Source organism: Citrobacter sp. Cpo065 (genome assembly GCF_030332805.1).
In the GTDB taxonomy this organism is placed as follows: Bacteria; Pseudomonadota; Gammaproteobacteria; order Enterobacterales; family Enterobacteriaceae; genus Citrobacter; species Citrobacter portucalensis.
In genome coordinates this window covers 1-20,212 of sequence record NZ_JAOWHC010000024.1, presented here as the reverse complement: position 1 = coordinate 20,212, position 20,212 = coordinate 1, and the positions used below count along the sequence as shown (strand labels likewise).

The 20,212-nt window shown below is 54.0% G+C and carries 19 protein-coding genes; 16 read left to right on the top strand and 3 right to left on the bottom strand.

Translation table 11 applies throughout. The features are described 5' to 3' along the window. Window positions 1–15 precede the first annotated feature (15 nt). The 10 genes from rseA (at window position 16) to acpS (ending at window position 8,860) form a co-directional block, all read left to right on the top strand. Window positions 16–666, top strand: a complete 651-nt coding sequence (rseA, locus tag OGY68_RS05495; RefSeq protein ID WP_008785497.1) for an anti-sigma-E factor RseA — start codon at window positions 16–18, stop codon at window positions 664–666. Continuing rightward, the gene (rseB, locus tag OGY68_RS05490) at window positions 666–1,622 is read left to right on the top strand and encodes a sigma-E factor regulatory protein RseB (protein ID WP_003835334.1); all 957 of its coding nucleotides are present in this window, start codon (window positions 666–668) and stop codon (window positions 1,620–1,622) included. Before rseA ends, rseB begins: the two co-directional genes overlap by 1 nt. After that, window positions 1,619–2,083 (top strand): SoxR-reducing system protein RseC, encoded by a 465-nt coding sequence (rseC, locus tag OGY68_RS05485; RefSeq protein ID WP_003037576.1) that lies wholly within the window; start codon window positions 1,619–1,621, stop codon window positions 2,081–2,083. The genes rseB and rseC overlap by 4 nt, the downstream gene beginning before the upstream one ends. Before the next feature lie 270 nt (window positions 2,084–2,353). Then, window positions 2,354–4,153, top strand: a complete 1,800-nt coding sequence (gene lepA / locus OGY68_RS05480; RefSeq protein WP_003037577.1) for a translation elongation factor 4 — start codon at window positions 2,354–2,356, stop codon at window positions 4,151–4,153. A 15-nt stretch (window positions 4,154–4,168) separates the two neighbouring features. Further along, entirely contained in the window at window positions 4,169–5,143 is a 975-nt protein-coding gene (gene lepB / locus OGY68_RS05475; protein ID WP_057066710.1) for a signal peptidase I, read from the top strand. 269 nt (window positions 5,144–5,412) lie between these two features. Further along, window positions 5,413–6,093, top strand: a complete 681-nt coding sequence (gene rnc, locus OGY68_RS05470) for a ribonuclease III (RefSeq protein WP_003037579.1) — start codon at window positions 5,413–5,415, stop codon at window positions 6,091–6,093. Then, complete coding sequence (gene era / locus OGY68_RS05465; RefSeq protein ID WP_003037581.1) at window positions 6,090–6,995, top strand: GTPase Era; 906 nt, start codon at window positions 6,090–6,092, stop codon at window positions 6,993–6,995. Before rnc ends, era begins: the two co-directional genes overlap by 4 nt. A gap of 27 nt (window positions 6,996–7,022) precedes the next feature. After that, on the top strand, window positions 7,023–7,733 hold the full coding sequence (recO, locus tag OGY68_RS05460) for a DNA repair protein RecO (protein ID WP_008785495.1): 711 nt from the start codon (window positions 7,023–7,025) through the stop codon (window positions 7,731–7,733). A gap of 15 nt (window positions 7,734–7,748) precedes the next feature. Next, window positions 7,749–8,480 (top strand): pyridoxine 5'-phosphate synthase, encoded by a 732-nt coding sequence (gene pdxJ / locus OGY68_RS05455; protein ID WP_008785494.1) that lies wholly within the window; start codon window positions 7,749–7,751, stop codon window positions 8,478–8,480. Further along, window positions 8,480–8,860, top strand: coding sequence for a holo-ACP synthase (acpS, locus tag OGY68_RS05450; protein ID WP_003037588.1), 381 nt, complete (start codon window positions 8,480–8,482; stop codon window positions 8,858–8,860). Before pdxJ ends, acpS begins: the two co-directional genes overlap by 1 nt. A 106-nt stretch (window positions 8,861–8,966) precedes the next feature. Here acpS and OGY68_RS05445 read toward each other — a convergent pair whose 3' ends face one another. Continuing rightward, on the bottom strand, window positions 8,967–9,227 hold the full coding sequence (locus OGY68_RS05445) for a YfhL family 4Fe-4S dicluster ferredoxin (RefSeq protein ID WP_003037590.1): 261 nt from the start codon (window positions 9,225–9,227) through the stop codon (window positions 8,967–8,969). A gap of 55 nt (window positions 9,228–9,282) precedes the next feature. Continuing rightward, window positions 9,283–10,131: a MurR/RpiR family transcriptional regulator gene (locus OGY68_RS05440; protein WP_032944256.1), complete on the bottom strand. Its 849-nt coding sequence runs from the start codon at window positions 10,129–10,131 to the stop codon at window positions 9,283–9,285. A 117-nt stretch (window positions 10,132–10,248) separates the two neighbouring features. Between OGY68_RS05440 and murQ the strand changes: the two genes are divergently transcribed. The 4 genes from murQ to tadA are packed head-to-tail and all read left to right on the top strand — an operon-like array spanning window position 10,249 to window position 13,720. Next, a complete protein-coding gene (gene murQ, locus OGY68_RS05435) occupies window positions 10,249–11,142 on the top strand; it encodes an N-acetylmuramic acid 6-phosphate etherase (RefSeq protein ID WP_032944255.1) in 894 nt (297 codons plus the stop codon). A gap of 9 nt (window positions 11,143–11,151) precedes the next feature. Next, window positions 11,152–12,516, top strand: a complete 1,365-nt coding sequence (locus OGY68_RS05430) for a PTS transporter subunit EIIC (RefSeq protein ID WP_057066712.1) — start codon at window positions 11,152–11,154, stop codon at window positions 12,514–12,516. A gap of 3 nt (window positions 12,517–12,519) precedes the next feature. Then, window positions 12,520–13,155 carry a phosphatidylglycerophosphatase C gene (gene yfhb / locus OGY68_RS05425; RefSeq protein ID WP_048234700.1) on the top strand — a complete coding sequence of 212 codons (636 nt, stop codon included), beginning with the start codon at window positions 12,520–12,522 and terminating at the stop codon, window positions 13,153–13,155. 28 nt (window positions 13,156–13,183) lie between these two features. Then, on the top strand, window positions 13,184–13,720 hold the full coding sequence (tadA, locus tag OGY68_RS05420) for a tRNA adenosine(34) deaminase TadA (RefSeq protein ID WP_071941323.1): 537 nt from the start codon (window positions 13,184–13,186) through the stop codon (window positions 13,718–13,720). A 40-nt stretch (window positions 13,721–13,760) separates the two neighbouring features. On the opposite strand, the gene mltF is transcribed toward tadA, so the two are convergent. Then, complete coding sequence (gene mltF, locus OGY68_RS05415) at window positions 13,761–15,311, bottom strand: membrane-bound lytic murein transglycosylase MltF (protein WP_008785489.1); 1,551 nt, start codon at window positions 15,309–15,311, stop codon at window positions 13,761–13,763. Window positions 15,312–15,568: 257 nt separating this feature from the next. On the opposite strand from mltF, the gene purL reads away from it, so the two are divergent. Beyond that, window positions 15,569–19,456 (top strand): phosphoribosylformylglycinamidine synthase, encoded by a 3,888-nt coding sequence (gene purL / locus OGY68_RS05410; protein ID WP_032944251.1) that lies wholly within the window; start codon window positions 15,569–15,571, stop codon window positions 19,454–19,456. A 188-nt stretch (window positions 19,457–19,644) separates the two neighbouring features. After that, window positions 19,645–20,103 carry an IS200/IS605 family transposase gene (gene tnpA, locus OGY68_RS05405; RefSeq protein ID WP_057069660.1) on the top strand — a complete coding sequence of 153 codons (459 nt, stop codon included), beginning with the start codon at window positions 19,645–19,647 and terminating at the stop codon, window positions 20,101–20,103. The last annotated feature ends 109 nt before the right edge of the window (window positions 20,104–20,212 follow it).

Genomic DNA, 20,212 nt, shown 5'->3' with positions numbered 1-20,212 from the left:
GAAAAGGTATTAGGCATGCAGAAAGAGAAACTTTCCGCTTTAATGGATGGCGAAACGCTGGATACTGAGTTACTCAAAGAGCTAACTCACGACCCGGAAATGCAAAAAACCTGGGAGAGTTATCACCTGATTCGCGATTCCATGCGAGGTGATACCGCCGACGTTCTCCATTTCGATATTTCCGCCCGCGTAATGGCCGCCATCCAGGATGAGCCAGTACGCCAGACGGCGCCATTGATTCCTGAGGCCCAGCCAGCACCGCACCAGTGGCAGAAAATGCCATTCTGGAAGAAAATGCGTCCGTGGGCCGCGCAGCTTACCCAAATGGGTGTGGCCGCGTGCGTATCACTTGCAGTTATCGTTGGCGTCCAGCACTATAATGGGCAATCTGAAACGTCCCAGCAGCCCGAAACACCGGTATTTAATACATTACCGATGATGGGTAAAGCCAGTCCGGTTAGCTTGGGTGTACCTTCTGACGCGACGGCCAGCGGCGGTCAACAACAGCAGGTACAGGAGCAGCGTCGTCGTATTAATGCCATGTTGCAGGATTACGAATTGCAACGTCGACTGCACTCTGAACAGCTTCAGTTTGAGCAGGCCCAAACACAGCAAGCCGCTGTGCAGGTGCCAGGAATTCAAACTTTAGGAACGCAATCGCAGTAATGAAGCAACTTTGGTTTGCCATGTCACTTGTGGCTGGTAGCCTGTTCTTCTCTGTAAACGCCTCGGCCAATCCTGCGTCCGGGGCGTTGTTGCAGCAGATGAATCTGGCCAGCCAGTCGCTAACCTATGAGCTGTCATTTGTCAGCATCAATAAGCAGGGTGTTGAATCCCTACGTTATCGTCATGCCCGCCAGGATAACCGTCCACTCGCGCAACTATTACAAATGGATGGACCGCGCCGGGAAGTTGTGCAACGCGGCAACGAAATTAGCTATTTTGAGCCTGGTCTCGAACCGTTCACATTGAACGGCGACTATATCGTTGACTCTCTGCCATCCCTGATTTACACCGATTTCAAACGCCTTGCTCCCTACTATGATTTTATCTCAGTAGGCCGCACCCGTATTGCCGATCGGCTCTGTGAAGTGATCCGCGTTGTGGCGCGTGACGGCACCCGTTACAGCTATATCGTTTGGATGGACACGGAGACCAAACTGCCAATGCGTGTCGATCTCCTCGATCGTGATGGCGAAACGCTGGAACAGTTCCGTGTAATCTCCTTTACCGTGAATAACGGTGTTAGCGACAGCATGCAGACGTTAGCAAAAGCGAATTTACCACCGTTGCTGTCGGTTCCTGCAGGCGAGAAAACCAACTTCAACTGGAGTCCGTCGTGGTTGCCACAAGGTTTCAGTGAGGTCTCAAGCAGTCGACGTCCGCTGCCGACGATGGATAACATGCCGATTGAATCACGCCTTTATTCTGATGGCCTGTTTAGTTTCTCCGTGAACGTAAACCGTGCGACGCAGAACAGCGCCGATCAACTGCTGCGTACTGGCCGCAGAACGGTCAGCACCAGCGTGCGTGATAACGCGGAAATTACGATTGTGGGCGAGCTTCCACCACAAACGGCGAAGCGTATCGCGGACAATATCAAGTTCAGGGCAGCACAATGATTAAAGAGTGGGCGACGGTCGTCTCCTGGCAAAATGGTCTGGCGACGGTCAGCTGTGATGTTAAAGCATCATGTAGCAGCTGTGCTTCTCGGGCCGGATGCGGGAGCCGCGTACTGAACAAACTGGGACCACAGACCACACACACTATCGTGGTGCCCTGCGACGAACCCTTGACCCCTGGTCAAAAAGTTGAACTGGGCATTGCCGAAGGTAGCCTGTTGGGTTCGGCGATGCTGGTCTACATGTCTCCGTTGGCGGGACTGTTTCTTTTCGCAGCGCTGTTCCAGGTGCTGTTTGGTTCCGATCTTGCGGCATTAAGCGGCGCAGTGCTGGGGGGCGTGGGCGGATTCCTGATTGCTCGTGGATACTCTCGTAAGCTTGCTGAGCGCGAAGCCTGGCAGCCGGTCATTCTGAACGTTGCTCTCCCACCCGATCTTATTCGCGTCGAAACCCAGCAGTGATATCTTTGCCTGATGGCGTTGCGCTTATCAGGTCTACAGCGTGCTCAGATGCAGGCGTAGGCCGGATAAGGCGTTTATGCCGCCATCCGGCAAAAGTTTCACCGACTTTGCAAGGTTGTTTCCAGTTCCCGCTATCCTTGCTCTATGAACGTTTCCTCGCCTCAGCGTTGTAGTGTAGAATGCGGCGTTTCACTTAAACAGACGTTAAGCTCAGATCAGCGACTTCTCAGAGCCTGCTCCGGCGGGCGTAAGGCACAATAATTACACTATATGAAGAACATACGTAACTTTTCAATCATAGCTCACATCGACCACGGTAAATCGACGCTGTCTGACCGTATTATCCAGATCTGCGGTGGCCTGTCTGACCGTGAAATGGAAGCGCAGGTTCTCGACTCGATGGATCTTGAGCGTGAGCGCGGTATTACTATCAAAGCGCAGAGCGTGACGCTCGATTTCAAAGCATCTGATGGTGAAACCTATCAGCTTAACTTTATCGACACCCCGGGCCACGTTGACTTCTCGTATGAAGTTTCCCGCTCGCTTGCTGCCTGTGAAGGCGCATTGCTGGTTGTTGATGCCGGACAGGGCGTAGAAGCGCAGACCCTGGCTAACTGCTATACCGCCATGGAAATGGATCTGGAAGTAGTACCGGTACTGAATAAAATTGACCTGCCAGCCGCCGATCCTGAACGCGTAGCGGAAGAGATCGAAGATATCGTCGGTATCGATGCGACAGATGCCGTTCGCTGCTCGGCGAAAACCGGCGTTGGCGTCACTGACGTTCTTGAACGTCTGGTACGCGACATTCCGCCGCCGGAAGGCGATCCGGAAGGCCCATTGCAAGCGCTGATCATCGACTCCTGGTTCGATAACTACCTTGGCGTGGTGTCACTGGTGCGTATTAAAAACGGCACCATGCGTAAAGGCGACAAAATTAAAGTAATGAGCACCGGTCAGGTCTATAACGCTGACCGTCTGGGCATCTTCACGCCAAAACAGGTTGACCGTACCGAGCTGAAATGCGGCGAGGTAGGTTGGTTGGTTTGTGCGATTAAAGACATCCTCGGCGCACCGGTTGGCGATACCCTGACGCAGGCGCGTAACCCGGCAGACAAACCGCTGCCAGGCTTTAAAAAAGTGAAGCCGCAGGTTTACGCCGGTCTGTTCCCGGTGAGCTCTGACGACTATGAAAACTTCCGTGACGCGCTTGGCAAACTGAGCCTGAACGACGCCTCCCTGTTCTACGAACCGGAAAGCTCTACCGCGCTGGGCTTCGGCTTCCGTTGTGGCTTCCTTGGTCTGCTGCACATGGAGATCATTCAGGAACGTCTGGAGCGTGAATACGATCTGGATCTGATCACCACCGCGCCGACCGTAGTCTACGAAGTCGAAACCACGGCGAAAGAGACTATCTACGTCGATAGCCCGTCCAAGCTGCCGCCGCTGAACAACATCTACGAACTGCGTGAGCCGATCGCTGAGTGTCACATGCTGCTGCCGCAGGCTTACCTTGGCAACGTCATCACCCTGTGTATCGAGAAGCGTGGCGTCCAGACCAACATGGTTTACCACGGTAACCAGGTGGCGCTGACGTATGAGATTCCAATGGCGGAAGTCGTACTCGATTTCTTCGACCGTCTGAAGTCGACCTCTCGCGGCTACGCGTCGCTGGACTATAACTTCAAACGCTTCCAGGCGTCTGACATGGTGCGTGTTGATGTCCTTATCAACAACGAACGTGTCGATGCGCTGGCGCTGATTACCCACCGCGACAACTCCCAGAGCCGTGGCCGTGAACTGGTTGAGAAGATGAAAGATCTGATCCCTCGCCAGCAGTTTGATATCGCGATCCAGGCGGCCATTGGTACGCACATCATCGCGCGTTCAACGGTTAAGCAGCTGCGTAAAAACGTTCTGGCGAAATGCTACGGTGGCGATATCAGCCGTAAGAAAAAGCTGCTGCAAAAACAGAAAGAGGGTAAAAAGCGCATGAAGCAGATCGGTAACGTCGAACTGCCGCAGGAAGCGTTCCTCGCCATTCTGCATGTCGGTAAAGACAGCAAATAATCTTAAGGAGTTGGCATGGCGAACATGTTTGCCCTGATTCTGGTGATTGCCACACTGGTGACGGGCATTTTATGGTGCGTAGATAAATTCATCTTCGCGCCAAAGCGCCGGGAGCGTCAGGCAGCAGCGCAAGCTGCTGCAGGTGATTCACTGGATAAAGCTACGCTGAAAAAAGTGGCACCTAAGCCAGGCTGGCTGGAAACCGGGGCGTCCGTTTTCCCGGTACTGGCGATTGTGCTGGTGGTGCGTTCATTTATCTATGAACCATTCCAGATCCCGTCAGGTTCGATGATGCCGACGCTGCTTATCGGTGACTTTATCCTGGTGGAGAAATTCGCCTACGGGATTAAAGATCCGATTTACCAGAAAACGTTGATCGAAACCGGTCATCCGAAACGCGGTGATATCGTGGTGTTTAAATACCCGGAAGATCCGCGTCTGGACTACATTAAACGTGCTGTCGGTTTACCGGGAGACAAAGTAACGTACGATCCAGTGGCGAAAGAGGTGACTATTCAGCCAGGATGCCGTTCCGGTCAGGCGTGTGAAAACGCGCTGCCGGTAACGTACTCTGATGTTCAGCCAAGTGATTTTGTACAGACCTTTGCTCGTCGTACCGGCGGTGAAGCGACCAGCGGCTTCTTTGAAGTTCCGCTGAACGAAACGAAAGAGAACGGTATTCGCCTTTCTGAGCGTAAAGAAACGCTGGGTGAGGTTACGCACCGCATTCTGACCGTGCCGATTGCGCAGGATCAGGTGGGGATGTATTACCGTCAACCTGGTCAGCCGTTGGCAACATGGATCGTTCCGCCGGGACACTACTTCATGATGGGTGATAACCGTGATAACAGCGCGGACAGCCGTTACTGGGGATTTGTACCGGAAGCGAATCTGGTTGGTAAAGCGACCGCTATCTGGATGAGTTTCGATAAGCAAGAAGGTGAATGGCCGACCGGTGTGCGTTTAAGCCGTATTGGTGGCATTCACTAATCACCGATAATCGTTCACGTTGTCGTCATTACGACGGCAGCGTGAATTATTTCTCGGATAAATTCCCGCAGACTAACGACATCCCTTGTCGTTGTGTATAGAATATTCCCCCGAAGTTTTAGGTTGGCACCGACAGGTTGCCACGGCACACGAAACAGCGTTGGTTTGTATATAAATGCATGCAGGCGAAGCCAGATGGCTCAGCGAAGTGCGTATATCAGGTCTGTTTCGTGTGCTGAATTGTTGACGCATTCATTTATTGGTATCGCATGAACCCCATCGTAATTAATCGGCTTCAACGGAAGCTGGGCTACACTTTTAATCATCAGGAGCTGTTGCAGCAGGCATTAACTCACCGGAGCGCCAGCAGCAAACATAACGAGCGTTTAGAATTTTTAGGCGACTCTATTTTGAGCTTTGTTATCGCTAATGCGCTGTATCACCGTTTCCCGCGTGTGGATGAAGGTGATATGAGCCGCATGCGCGCGACGCTGGTTCGCGGCAATACGCTGGCTGAATTAGCCCGTGAGTTTGACCTCGGTGAATGTTTACGTTTGGGGCCAGGTGAGCTGAAAAGCGGCGGCTTCCGTCGTGAATCAATCCTGGCGGATACCGTTGAAGCTTTGATCGGCGGCGTCTTCCTCGACAGCGATATTCAAACCGTTGAGCAATTGATCCTGAACTGGTATCAAACTCGTCTGGATGAAATTAGCCCAGGCGACAAACAAAAAGATCCGAAAACGCGCCTGCAGGAATATTTGCAGGGTCGCCACCTGCCTCTGCCGTCTTATTTGGTGGTGCAGGTCCGTGGTGAAGCACACGATCAAGAATTTACTATCCACTGCCAGGTCAGCGGCCTGAGTGAACCGGTGGTTGGCACAGGTTCGAGCCGTCGTAAGGCTGAGCAGGCTGCCGCCGAACAGGCGTTGAAAAAACTGGAGCTGGAATGAGCGAAGAGAAAACTTACTGCGGATTTATTGCTATCGTCGGTCGCCCGAACGTCGGCAAATCCACCCTGTTGAATAATCTGCTTGGGCAGAAGATTTCTATTACCTCACGTAAGGCTCAGACAACACGTCACCGTATTGTTGGCATCCATACCGAAGGCGCGTATCAGGCGATTTATGTTGATACCCCGGGTCTGCATATGGAAGAAAAACGGGCTATTAACCGCTTGATGAACAAAGCGGCGAGCAGCTCGATCGGTGATGTTGAACTGGTTATTTTCGTTGTCGAAGGCACCCGCTGGACGCCGGACGACGAAATGGTGCTCAACAAGCTGCGTGATGGCAAAGCCCCGGTTATTCTGGCCGTCAACAAAGTCGACAACGTTCAGGAAAAAGCCGATCTGCTGCCGCACCTGCAGTTCCTGGCAAGCCAGATGAACTTCCTTGATATCGTACCGATTTCTGCCGAAACCGGCTTGAATGTCGATACCGTAGCGGGCATCGTGCGTAAGCATTTGCCGGAAGCTATTCATCACTTCCCGGAAGATTACATTACCGACCGTTCTCAGCGCTTTATGGCCTCTGAAATCATCCGTGAAAAGCTGATGCGTTTTCTGGGTGCTGAACTGCCGTACTCCGTTACCGTGGAGATTGAGCGTTTTATCTCTAACGAACGCGGTGGCTACGACATTAACGGCCTGATCCTCGTCGAACGTGAAGGGCAGAAGAAGATGGTTATTGGCAACAAAGGGGCCAAGATTAAAACCATCGGCATCGAAGCGCGTAAAGACATGCAGGAGATGTTCGAAGCGCCCGTTCACCTCGAACTGTGGGTGAAAGTGAAATCCGGCTGGGCCGATGACGAACGCGCGCTGCGTAGCCTCGGTTACGGCGACGACGTCTAAACACATCCTCTGAAACACGGCGAGTATATGGAAGGATGGCAACGCGCTTTTGTCCTGCATAGTCGCCCCTGGAGCGAAACCAGTCTCGTGCTGGACGTCTTCACGGAAGAGTCGGGTCGCGTGCGCCTTGTGGCTAAAGGCGCACGTTCCAAACGCTCCAATCTTAAAGGCGCACTCCAGCCTTTTACCCCGTTGTTGCTTCGCTTTGGTGGACGTGGCGAGGTCAAAACCTTGCGCAGCGCCGAAGCCGTTTCTCTGGCACTCCCCCTTAGCGGAATCACGCTGTACAGCGGCTTGTATATTAACGAGCTTATCTCGCGCGTACTCGAATACGAAACCCGCTTTTCTGCACTCTTTTTCGATTACCTGAACTGCATTCAGGCGCTGGCTGGCGCGACGGGTTCGCCAGAACCTGCGTTGCGTCGCTTTGAGCTAGCCTTACTTGGTCATCTGGGGTATGGCGTCGATTTTACCCACTGTGCGGGCAGCGGCGAGCCGGTAGACGACACCATGACCTATCGCTACAGGGAAGAAAAAGGGTTTATCGCAAGCGTAGTGATTGATAACGCCACCTTTACCGGACGCCATCTGAAAGCACTCGAATCGCGGGAATTTCCGGATGCTGATACGCTTCGCGCCGCGAAACGCTTTACCCGCATGGCGTTAAAGCCGTATCTTGGTGGTAAGCCCTTAAAGAGCCGCGAATTATTCCGGCAGTTTATGCCGAAGCGAAAATAAAAAACGAGGATTGTCATGGCCGAATTACTGTTAGGCGTCAACATTGACCACATTGCCACTTTACGTAATGCACGCGGTACCGCATATCCGGACCCGGTTCAGGCAGCGTTTATCGTTGAACAGGCGGGCGCGGACGGTATTACCGTACACCTGCGTGAAGACCGTCGTCATATCACCGACCGTGACGTACGTATTTTGCGCCAGACGCTGGATACGCGCATGAATCTGGAAATGGCAGTCACCGAAGAGATGCTGTCGATTGCCGTTGAGACTAAGCCGCATTTTTGCTGCCTGGTGCCGGAAAAACGTCAGGAAGTTACCACTGAAGGTGGGCTGGACGTCGCCGGTCAGCGTGACAAGATGCGCGATGCCTGCAAACGCCTGGCGGACGCAGGCATTCTGGTTTCGCTGTTTATCGATGCCGATGAAGAACAGATTAAGGCCGCTGCGGAAGTTGGCGCACCGTTTATTGAGATTCACACCGGCTGTTACGCCGATGCGAAAACCGACGCAGAACAGGCCAGCGAACTGGCGCGTATCGCCAAAGCGGCAACCTATGCTGCAAGTCTTGGCCTGAAGGTGAATGCGGGTCACGGTCTGACGTATCACAACGTTAAAGCTATCGCGCGGATCCCGGAAATGCACGAGCTGAACATTGGCCATGCCATTATTGGACGTGCGGTGATGAGCGGCCTGAAAGAGGCCGTAGTCGAAATGAAGCGCCTGATGCTGGAAGCGCGTGGCTAATGGCGATTCTGGGATTAGGTACGGATATCGTGGAGATTGCCCGCATCGAAGCGGTGATCTCCCGTTCCGGCGACCGCCTGGCAAGACGTGTGCTCAGCGACAACGAATGGGCAATCTGGGAAACGCATCAGCAGCCGGTGCGTTTTCTGGCGAAGCGTTTTGCAGTCAAAGAGGCGGCAGCAAAAGCCTTTGGCACGGGTATTCGCAATGGGCTGGCGTTTAATCAGTTTGAAGTCTTTAACGACGAACTCGGTAAGCCGCGTCTGCGATTATGGGGAGAGGCGTTAAAACTGGCGGAAAAACTCGGCGTTGCGCACATGCATGTGACGCTGGCCGATGAGCGTCACTACGCCTGCGCCACGGTGATTATCGAAAGTTAGATTCAGGACGATGCCGGATGGCGACGCGTAGCGTCTTATCCGGCCTACGGGTTATGCGTTTGTTGCAGGGGCAGGGTAGGGGCTTCATCGCCAGATGGCGACGCGGCTAAAGTTTATCGGCGTGGTGCATCAGCACAAACTTATCCCACAGCTGCTCTTCTGTTTCGACATGCGCCGGATCTTTCAAAATAGTATTGGGGATCGGGCACACCTTCTGGCAGGTTGGCGTGTCGTAATGGCCTACGCATTCCGTACACTTGTCGCTGTTAATCTCGTAAATGCTATCACCCATCGAAATCGCCTCATTCGGGCATTCGGGCTCGCACATATCGCAATTGATACACTTTTTAGTGATTAACAGGGCCATCAGGAAACTCTCAAAACATCACAAATCGGGCGGGCATTATACGCGCATTCTTTGCTCAGACCAGTTTTTTTACCAGTGCCTCACTGTGGCGAATACGTTCCGGGGCATGCTCCAGATCCTGCTGTACCAGCGCCATAAACAGTAAATCAGTGAGCATCATTTGCGCATGGGTGGAGGAAATCGCTGCGCTGCGCGTGGCCTGCTCCTCGGCAATGGTGTACAGACAATGACTTGCCCGTTGCTGCAGTGCGTTCGGTGTAAATCCGGTGATGGCGAGGATTTTCGCGCCGGTGCGCAACGTTTCATCCGCAGCCAGGTTGAGCTCGCGACGCTCTCCGGTATACGAAATGGCCAGCAGTAGATCGTTGGGCGAAAGCGCCTGCACCGTCGCCAGTAGGGCGTGCATATCGCGTTCCACCACCGCGTTAAAACCAATCTTCAGCAGCTTCCAGGCAAAATTCTGCGCTACCAGACCCGATGCGCCAATCCCTGTCACGATAATGCGGCGGGCTGAACGCAGCATCGTGACGCTCTCCATCAGTTTCTCTTCGCTGTTGACGTCCAGCGTCGCATGCATCGCCGCCACGTTCTCCTTAATCAGTTTCTCGCCTACCATTCGCATCGGGTCGTCACCGCGAATCTGATTATGTACCGGAATGGAATGGGGGTTGGGATTGCTGGCCAATGCTTCGCTAATCGCCAGTTTGAGTGCCGGGAATCCTTTAAAGCCCATCTTTTGCGCGAATTTCACCACGCTGGACTGGCTGACGCCCGCTTCAAAGGCCAGCTGTTGTGAACTGAGATGACGCGCAGTATCCGGCTGAGCAAGAAGATAATCCGCAAGTTTTTTATCGCTTTGCGCGAGATCCGGATAACGCTGACGAATGCGAATTAAACAGTTCATGCTTTCTCCTGGCGAAAATGTGATGGCGATTACAAAACAAAATATCACTCGCCTTAGTGAATATAATATTCCATTATGACAGATTATTATGAATTAAAAATTCCTAAGGAACAAAAAATGAATCTCGGTGCGTTAGTTTCAGAAACCCGCAATCCTCAGACCATGGATCTGGATGCGCTCTCCACTCTGGAGTTGGTTCATCGTTTTAATCAACAGGATACGCTGGTAGCTGAAGCAGTAAAAGCAACTCTTCCCGAAGTTGCGCGTGCGGTCGATGCGGCAGCTGACGCGCTAAAAGCCGGTGGACGCATTATTTACATGGGAGCAGGTACCAGCGGGCGTCTTGGGGTGCTGGACGCGTCTGAATGCCCGCCGACCTTCGGCGTCCCGCACGGTCTGGTGGTTGGGCTGATTGCCGGGGGACCGGGCGCTTTGCTGAAGGCAGTAGAAGGCGCAGAAGACAACCCGCAGCTAGGCGAAGACGATCTGCGTGGGCTCAATCTTACCGCACAGGATCTGGTGGTGGGGCTGGCAGCTTCTGGTCGCACGCCGTATGTAATTGGCGGGTTGAAATATGCGCGTTCGGTGGGCTGTACAACGGCGGCTATTTCTTGCAATCCGGATTCCCCTATCGCGCATGAAGCGGATATTGCTATTTCTCCGGTAGTAGGGCCTGAGGCGCTGACCGGGTCAACACGACTGAAATCCGGCACCGCGCAAAAGCTGGTGCTCAATATGATCTCCACCGGCGCGATGGTGAAATTTGGCAAGGTGTACCAGAACCTGATGGTGGATATGCAGGCAACCAACGTCAAACTGGTCGATCGGGCGTGCCGTATGGTGGTTGAAGCCACCGGTATTGCGCGGGCTCAAGCTGAAACGCTGCTGAAGCAGACGGATTATGATGTTAAGCCAGCTATTTTAATGGCGCTCACCGGCCTGGATGCCGCTGCCGCCCGTGAAAAGCTTGCCGCTCACCAGGGTTTTTTACGCGCGGCGTTAGAACACTAAGAGGTGTATATGGATAAGACGGCGTTGCTGGCCAGCGACATCCTGCTGGGCGTTGGCGGAGAGAACAATATTCTGCGTCTGGAAAACTGTATGACCCGTGTCAGGGTGGAAGTTCAGGATGACGGGCAGATCGATATTCCCCGCCTCAGGCAACTGCCCGGCGTTAGCGGCTACGTGAAGCAGGGCGCACAGCACCAGATTATTGTCGGCCCCGGTAAAGCTGCCAAAGTGGTGGATGCCATGCGTTCCCTGATTGCCGATCGCGGCGAGCGAGCAGGTGCCAATGATATTGAGCGCACCAAGTCAGAGGCCAAAGCGAAGTACAAAGCGCCGATGAGCGATGCGCTGCGCAAGCTGGCGAACGTCTTTATACCTCTTATTCCGGCGTTTATCGCCTCCGGTTTGATTACCGGCATTATTAACATCCTTAAGCGCCCGGATATCGTGGGGGATTTTGCGACCCACTATCCAAATATGCTGGGGTTGATGGGCATATTTGGCAGCGCCGTGTTTGCCATTATGAATATTCTGGTCGGGGTGAATACCGCCAAAGTTTTCGGTGGCTCCCTGGCAATGGGCGGGGTGATGGCGGGGATCCTTTCCAGCCCTCAGCTGGCGCAAATTACCCTGTTTGGCGAAGCGTTGCAGCCGGGGCGTGGCGGGGTGATCGCGGTATTGTTGGTGGTTGCGCTGATGTGCTGGATCGAACGCAAATTCCGCACGCTGTTGCCGGAATCACTGGAGCTTATCCTTAACCCGCTGCTGACCACCATTATTACCGGCGTAATCGCTATTGTGGCGCTGCAACCGCTTGGCGGATGGATTTCTGAATCTATCGCTCACGGCGCATCCTGGGCTATCGATCGCGGCGGTTTTCTGGTCGGTGCCGTGCTGGCAGGAACCTTTCTGCCGTTGGTGCTCACCGGACTTCATCAGGGATTGGTGCCCATCCACGTTGAGCTGGTTCAGGCACACGGTTATAACGCGCTTTTTCCGATCCTGGCGATGGCGGGCGTTGGGCAAATAGGTGCTGCGATCGCGGTTCTGATGAAAACTCGTAATGCGCGGCTAAAGAAAGTGATCAAAGGGGCGCTACCGGTCGGACTGCTGGGGATTGGCGAGCCGTTGATTTTTGGCGTAACGCTGCCGTTGGGTAAGCCGTTTATCGGTGCCTGTCTTGGCGGCGCGGTAGGTGGGGCGCTGATTAGCTACTGGAAGGTGGCGACGGTCATCACCTTTGGCATCTCCGGGTTACCGCTGGCACTGACGATTGTTGCCGGAAAAGTGATGTTCTATCTGTTAGGCTATCTGGTAGCAGTTATCGCCGGGTTCCTGTTTACCTGGCTATTGGGATTCACTGATCCAGAGGAATAAGGTTTGACCAATCACCAGCGCCGCGTTGTCTTTTTTGATTTGGATGGCACGTTACACCAGCAGGATATGTTCGGTAGTTTTATTCGTTATCTGCTGCGTCGCCAGCCGCTGAATGCGTTGCTTGTGCTGCCTCTGTTACCGGTGATTGCGCTGGCGTTGCTGATAAAGGGACGTGCCGCCCGCTGGCCAATGAGCCTGCTGTTATGGGGATGCACTTTTGGCCGCAGCGAGGCGCGTCTGAAAGCGCATCAGGCCGACTTTGTGCGCTGGTTTCGCAGTAACGTGACGGCGTTTCCGCTCGTGCAGCAGCGGCTGACAACCTACCTGTTAAGCTCTGACGCTGATATCTGGCTTATTACCGGCTCTCCGCAGTCACTTGTCGAGCAGGTTTACTTTGATACTCCATGGCTACCGCGAGTCAATCTGATCGCCAGCAAAATGGCGCGGGGATACGGCGGTTGGGTACTGACTTTGCGCTGTCTGGGCCATGAGAAAGTGACACAACTGGAACGCCACATTGGCGCGCCGCTACAGCTTTACAGTGGCTATAGTGACAGTAATCAGGACAATCCGCTGCTCTCTTTTTGCCAGCATCGCTGGCGCGTCACGCCGCGCGGAGAGCTTCAGCAACTCGAATAGCTAACGCACATGCAATTTGAAGTATGACGTGTATAATGCGCCCGCTTTGATTACTGGAGTTACCCCTTTGTCAGATGTTGAATTTAGCCACGAATACTGGATGCGTCATGCTTTAACGCTGGCTAAGCGCGCCTGGGATGAGCGTGAAGTCCCGGTGGGTGCGGTATTGGTACATCACAACCGAGTGATTGGCGAAGGCTGGAACCGCCCTATTGGACATCATGATCCGACTGCCCACGCTGAGATTATGGCGCTGCGTCAGGGCGGCCTGGTGCTGCAAAACTACCGTCTGTTAGATGCCACGCTGTACGTCACGCTGGAACCGTGCGTGATGTGCGCTGGCGCGATGGTGCACAGCCGTATCGGTCGGGTCGTTTTTGGCGCGCGCGATGCGAAAACGGGCGCTGCCGGGTCATTAATGGATGTACTGCATCACCCTGGAATGAATCATCGGGTTGAAGTGACAGAGGGGGTGCTGCGGGATGAATGTGCCACGTTACTCAGTGATTTCTTCCGCATGCGCCGGCAGGAAATCAAAGCCCTGAAAAAATCCGCTAATCAGTAACTCTCAGCCTGACGGCAGTGTGCTTATCAGGCGTACAAGACTACTTCTCCTCTTTTTTATGCGGTGAAAACAGCAGGGAAGGGGAGTGCGTCAGGTAGTTTGACGACGTTTGAGACAGAAACGCCGAAAGCGGGAATTTCTCTTTACCTAATAGCTCTGCGGGCGTCACCGTCGGGTAATCCTGCGCCAGTTGCTGCGTTTCTAGCGCCTGTTTTTCTTTCTCTTGCAGATATCCCACCAGGCTAATTTGGTACTTACGGATATTTTCCACATAGGCGTAAGCTTCGTGGCCACGTGCATAGCCATAGGTCAGCTTATTGTAATACGGCTTTTGGCTGAGCAACGGTAATCGCTGTTTTACGTCGGACCAACTGTTCGGATTGCCTTTGGTTTTCACCGTCAGCGCCCGCGCATCCAGCATGTGTGCATAACCCATGTTATAGGCTGCAAGGGCAAACCAGATGCGTTCTCCTTCGGGGACGGTATCCGGTACTTTACTCATCATATCCTGCAAGTATCGCGCGCCGCCGCTGATACTCTGTTCGGCATCGGTACGGTCGGTCAGCCCGAGACTTTGAGCAGTATTTTTGGTCAGCATCATCAGTCCGCGTACGCCGGTTGGAGAGGTGGCCTGCGCGTCCCAGTGTGATTCCTGATACGAGATAGCGGCCAGCAGTCGCCAGTCTATCTCTTGCGCATATTTCTCAAACAGCGGCTTGAGGTCCGGCAACACGCTGTCTACGGCGCGTAAAAAGGAGCGGGTATCAACATAGTCAAAATCATCGCCATGCCCGAGATATTTCTCTTCCAGCCGTGCCAGAGAACCGTCTTCATTCATGGTGTTGAAGAAATCCAGTAGGGCGGCAGACAGCGTGTTGTCATCGTCCAGCCGACTAAACCATGTCACCGGTTGTTCGTCAGAGACGTCGAGCGCTACGGCCAGCTCAGGATGCACGCGTTGATATAAGCTGATGGCAACAGAATCGGCAATGGTGTAATCCAGCTTTCCGGCGATTACATCATCAAGCAGTTCGGTGGTGCCCTTTTTGTCATCGACTTTCCAGCTCAGATCGGGAAATTTTTTCTCTTTTAGCTGCTGGAGGTCATTAACCACCACGTGCCCCGGGGCGATAGTCAGTTGGTTTTCGTTCACCGTGGCAAGCGTGCGCGGACGGTATTGCCCAACCCGGTACACCAGCTGTTGTGAAACCGAATAATAGGTCGGGCCGGGCTGGTAATTTTTAACCCGCTCGCTGTTATAGACCAGGCCTGCGGCTAGCAGGTCGGCATTGCCGTTATCCAGGTCGTCAAAAAGCTGGCTGATGTTCTGGCGTACGGTAACTTTTAACTTCACGCCTAAGTAGTCGGCAAATTCCTGGGCCAGTTCATAATCCAGACCGAATTTTTTGCCGTTGAGGGTCGCGTAAGTTAATGGCGAATCAATGGTACTGACGCGCAGCTCTCCACGCGACTGAATGGCGGCGATACGATTTTCGGCTTTACCGAACCAGGGGATAGATGGCCAAAGGGCCGCTGCCAACAACAGCGTCAATATGCCGATGAACAGATAATTAATCTTTAATTTTTTCAATTAGTTAATTCTCTGAACCGTACGTTGTCTCTGTCTGCTGTGGTGTTGATTAAGAAGTGAAGTCGTCATTAATGAACGGCATTTTGCTTAAACTTGCGTCAGTTGGCAACTTATTCAGAAATCTGACCGCATTTGATGATAAGTGACGGTCGTGATTTTATTTCGACGCAAACGGTTTCGTCGGCGCGGTAGATTCTTTATAATGACGCCCGTTTCCCCCACTTGGGCACACCGAAAGCTTAGAAGACGAGAGACTTATGATGGAAATTCTGCGTGGTTCACCTGCACTGTCTGCATTCCGTATTAACAAACTGCTGGCACGTTTTCAGGCTGCCAACCTCCAGGTCCACAACATTTACGCCGAGTACGTCCATTTTGCCGATCTGAATGCACCGTTAAATGAAGATGAGCACGCGCAGCTTGCACGCCTGCTGAAATATGGTCCTGCTCTGCAAAGCCACGCCCCGGAAGGCAAACTGCTGCTGGTTACGCCTCGCCCAGGCACCATCTCCCCGTGGTCTTCTAAAGCGACTGATATTGCCCACAACTGCGGTCTGCACCAGATTAGCCGCCTGGAACGTGGCATTGCCTGGTATGTAGAAGCCTCTACGCTGACCGCTGAGCAATGGCAGATGGTGGCCGACGAACTGCACGACCGCATGATGGAAACGGTTTTCTCTGCGCTGAACGATGCCGAAAAACTGTTTGCCCATCACCAACCGGCGCCGGTCTCCAGCGTTGATCTACTGGGTGAGGGGCGTCAGGCGCTGATCGACGCTAACCTGCGCCTGGGTCTGGCGCTGGCGGAAGACGAAATTGACTATCTGCAGGATGCGTTCACCAAACTGGGACGTAACCCGAACGATATTGAACTATACATGTTTGCGCAGGCCAACTCTGAGCACTGCCGCCACAAGATTTTTAACGCCGACTGGGTTATCGATGGTAAACAGCAGCCGAAGTCGCTGTTCAAGATGATCAAGAATACCTTCGAAACCACGCCGGACCACGTGCTGTCTGCCTATAAAGACAACGCTGCGGTAATGGAAGGCTCTGAAGTGGGCCGCTATTTTGCCGATCACAAAACCGGCCGCTACGATTTCCATCAGGAACCAGCCCACATCCTGATGAAGGTTGAAACTCACAACCACCCGACGGCTATCTCTCCGTGGCCAGGTGCTGCAACCGGCTCCGGCGGCGAAATCCGCGACGAGGGCGCAACAGGTCGCGGTGCAAAACCGAAAGCCGGGCTGGTGGGTTTCTCCGTTTCCAACCTGCGTATTCCTGGCTTTGAACAGCCGTGGGAAGAAGACTTCGGTAAGCCGGACCGTATTGTTACCGCGCTTGATATCATGACCGAAGGCCCGCTGGGCGGCGCGGCGTTTAACAACGAATTTGGTCGTCCGGCGCTGACCGGCTACTTCCGTACCTATGAAGAAAAGGTCAACAGCCATAACGGCGAAGAGCTGCGCGGTTACCATAAACCGATCATGCTGGCAGGCGGGATCGGTAACATCCGTGCCGATCACGTGCAGAAGGGCGAGATCGTCGTTGGCGCTAAGCTTATCGTCCTCGGCGGCCCGGCAATGAACATCGGTCTTGGCGGCGGGGCAGCCTCCTCTATGGCTTCCGGCCAGTCTGATGCCGATCTTGATTTCGCTTCCGTACAGCGTGACAACCCGGAAATGGAACGTCGTTGCCAGGAAGTTATCGACCGTTGCTGGCAGATGGGTGATGCGAACCCGATTCTGTTTATCCATGACGTTGGCGCGGGTGGACTGTCTAACGCTATGCCGGAGCTGGTAAGCGATGGTGGTCGCGGCGGTAAGTTCCAGCTGCGCGATATCCTCAGCGACGAGCCGGGTATGAGCCCGCTGGAAATCTGGTGCAACGAATCCCAGGAGCGCTACGTGCTGGCGGTTGCTGCCGATCAATTACCGCTGTTTGATGAACTGTGTAAGCGTGAGCGCGCGCCGTATGCGGTGATTGGTGAAGCTACCGAAGAACAGCATCTGACCTTGAGCGACAGCCACTTCGACAACCAGCCGATCGACATGCCTCTTGATGTGCTGCTGGGTAAAACACCGAAAATGACCCGCGATGTGCAGACGCTGAAAGCCAAAGGCGATGCCCTGAATCGTGGTGAAATCTCGATTGCAGATGCGGTTAACCGCGTGCTGCATCTGCCGACTGTCGCGGAGAAAACGTTCCTCGTGACCATCGGTGACCGTACCGTTACCGGCATGGTGGCGCGTGACCAGATGGTTGGTCCGTGGCAGATCCCGGTCGCTAACTGCGCGGTCACTACCGCCAGCCTCGATAGCTACTACGGCGAAGCAATGTCTATCGGCGAACGCGCGCCGGTTGCGCTATTGGACTTCTCTGCCTCTGCGCGTCTGGCGGTCGGTGAAGCGCTGACCAACATTGCGGCAACGCAGATTGGCGACATCAAACGTATTAAGCTGTCGGCAAACTGGATGGCGGCTGCGGGTCACCCTGGTGAAGATGCTGGCCTGTACGAAGCAGTAAAAGCCGTTGGGGAAGAGCTATGCCCGGCGCTCGGCCTGACCATTCCAGTGGGCAAAGACTCTATGTCGATGAAAACCCGCTGGCAGGAAGGTAACGAGCAGCGTGAAATGACCTCGCCGCTGTCGCTGGTGATCACCGCCTTTGCCCGCGTAGAAGATGTGCGCCACACCATTACCCCACAGCTGTCTACTGAAGACAACGCCCTGCTGCTGATTGACCTCGGTCTTGGTCACAATGCGCTGGGCGCTACGTCGCTGGCGCAGGTTTACCGTCAACTGGGCGATAAGCCTGCCGACGTGCGTAACGTTGAGCAACTGAAAGGCTTCTACGATGCGATTCAGGCGCTGGTCGCTGCGCGTAAGCTGCTGGCCTACCATGACCGTTCTGACGGCGGTCTGCTGGTTACGCTGGCGGAAATGGCCTTCGCCGGTCACTGCGGTATTGACGCTGATATCCACTCTCTGGGTGAAGATCGTCTGGCGGCGCTGTTTAACGAAGAACTGGGTGCGGTGATTCAGGTTCGTGCTGCTGAGCGTGAGGCGGTGGAAGCGATTCTGGCTACCCACGGCCTGGCAGACTGCGTACACTTCCTCGGTAAAGCCGTTGAAGGTGACCGCTTCACCCTGACCGCTAACGGCCAGCCGGTGTTTAGCGAAAGCCGTACTACCCTGCGTATGTGGTGGGCGGAAACTACCTGGCAGATGCAGCGCCTGCGTGACAACCCGGAATGCGCCGATCAGGAACACGACGCTAAAACCAACGATGCGGACCCCGGTCTCAACGTTAAACTGTCGTTTGATATCAACGAAGATGTTGCCGCTCCGTACATCGCCACCGGTGCACGTCCCAAAGTGGCCGTACTGCGCGAGCAGGGTGTGAACTCCCACGTTGAAATGGCAGCTGCCTTCCACCGTGCGGGTTTTGACGCCATCGATGTGCACATGAGCGACCTGCTGGGCGGACGTATCGGCCTGGGTAACTTCCAGGCACTGGTGGCCTGCGGCGGCTTCTCTTACGGCGATGTGCTTGGCGCTGGTGAAGGTTGGGCGAAGTCGATTCTGTTCAACAACCGCGTCCGTGATGAGTTCGAAACCTTCTTCCATCGCCCGCAAACGCTGGCACTCGGCGTGTGTAACGGTTGTCAGATGATGTCTAACCTGCGTGAGCTGATCCCAGGAAGCGACCTGTGGCCGCGCTTTGTGCGTAACCATTCCGACCGCTTTGAAGCCCGCTTCAGTCTGGTCGAAGTGACGCAAAGCCCGTCTTTACTGCTTGCCGATATGGTGGGTTCGATGATGCCGATTGCCGTTTCTCACGGTGAAGGTCGTGTGGAAGTGCGTGACGGTGCGCATCTGGCTCAGCTTGAGAGCAAAGGTCTGGTGGCGCTGCGCTACGTTGATAACTTCGGTAAGGTGACCGAGACCTATCCGGCTAACCCGAACGGTTCGCCGAACGGCATTACTGCAGTGACCACTGAAAATGGTCGCGTCACCATTATGATGCCGCACCCGGAACGTGTGTTCCGTACCGTGAGCAACTCCTGGCACCCGGAAAACTGGGGCGAGGATAGCCCATGGATGCGTATTTTCCGCAACGCGCGTAAACAGCTCGGTTAATTCGCTCAATAGTCATCAAGCCCCTCTTCGCGAGGGGCTTTTTTTGTGCACAGAAAACCCCCAGCTAGGCTGGAGGTTCCGGAAAGCTTTCAGCTTTGGGCCAGTTATTAAAACCCCTTTTGATTTGTTAAAACACCTTGCGGTCTGGCAACTGCAAGGGTTAAACAAGAAATCAAAAGGGGGTCCCAATGGGGGACGAAAAGAGCTTAGCGCACACCCGATGGAACTGTAAATATCACATAGTTTTTGCGCCCAAATACCGAAGACAAGCATTCTACGGGGAGAAACGTAGGGCGATAGGCAGCATCTTAAGAAAGCTGTGTGAGTGGAAAAACGTGCGGATCCTGGAAGCGGAATGCTGTGCAGATCATATCCATATGCTTGTGGAAATCCCGCCCAAAATGAGCGTATCCGGTTTTATGGGTTATCTGAAAGGTAAAAGCAGTCTGATGTTGTATGAGCAGTTTGGTGATATGAAGTTTAAATACAGGAACAGGGAGTTCTGGTGTCGTGGGTATTACGTAGATACGGTGGGTAAGAACACAGCAAGGATACAGGAATACATAAAGCACCAGCTTGCAGAGGATAAAATGGGCGAGCAGTTATCGATCCCTTATCCGGGTAGCCCGTTTACGGGCCGTAAGTAACGAAGTCTGATGCAAATGTCAGATCGTATGCGCCTGTTAGGGCGCGGCTGGTAACAGAGCCTTATAGGCGCATCAGAAAAACCTCCGGCTATGCCGGAGGATATTTATT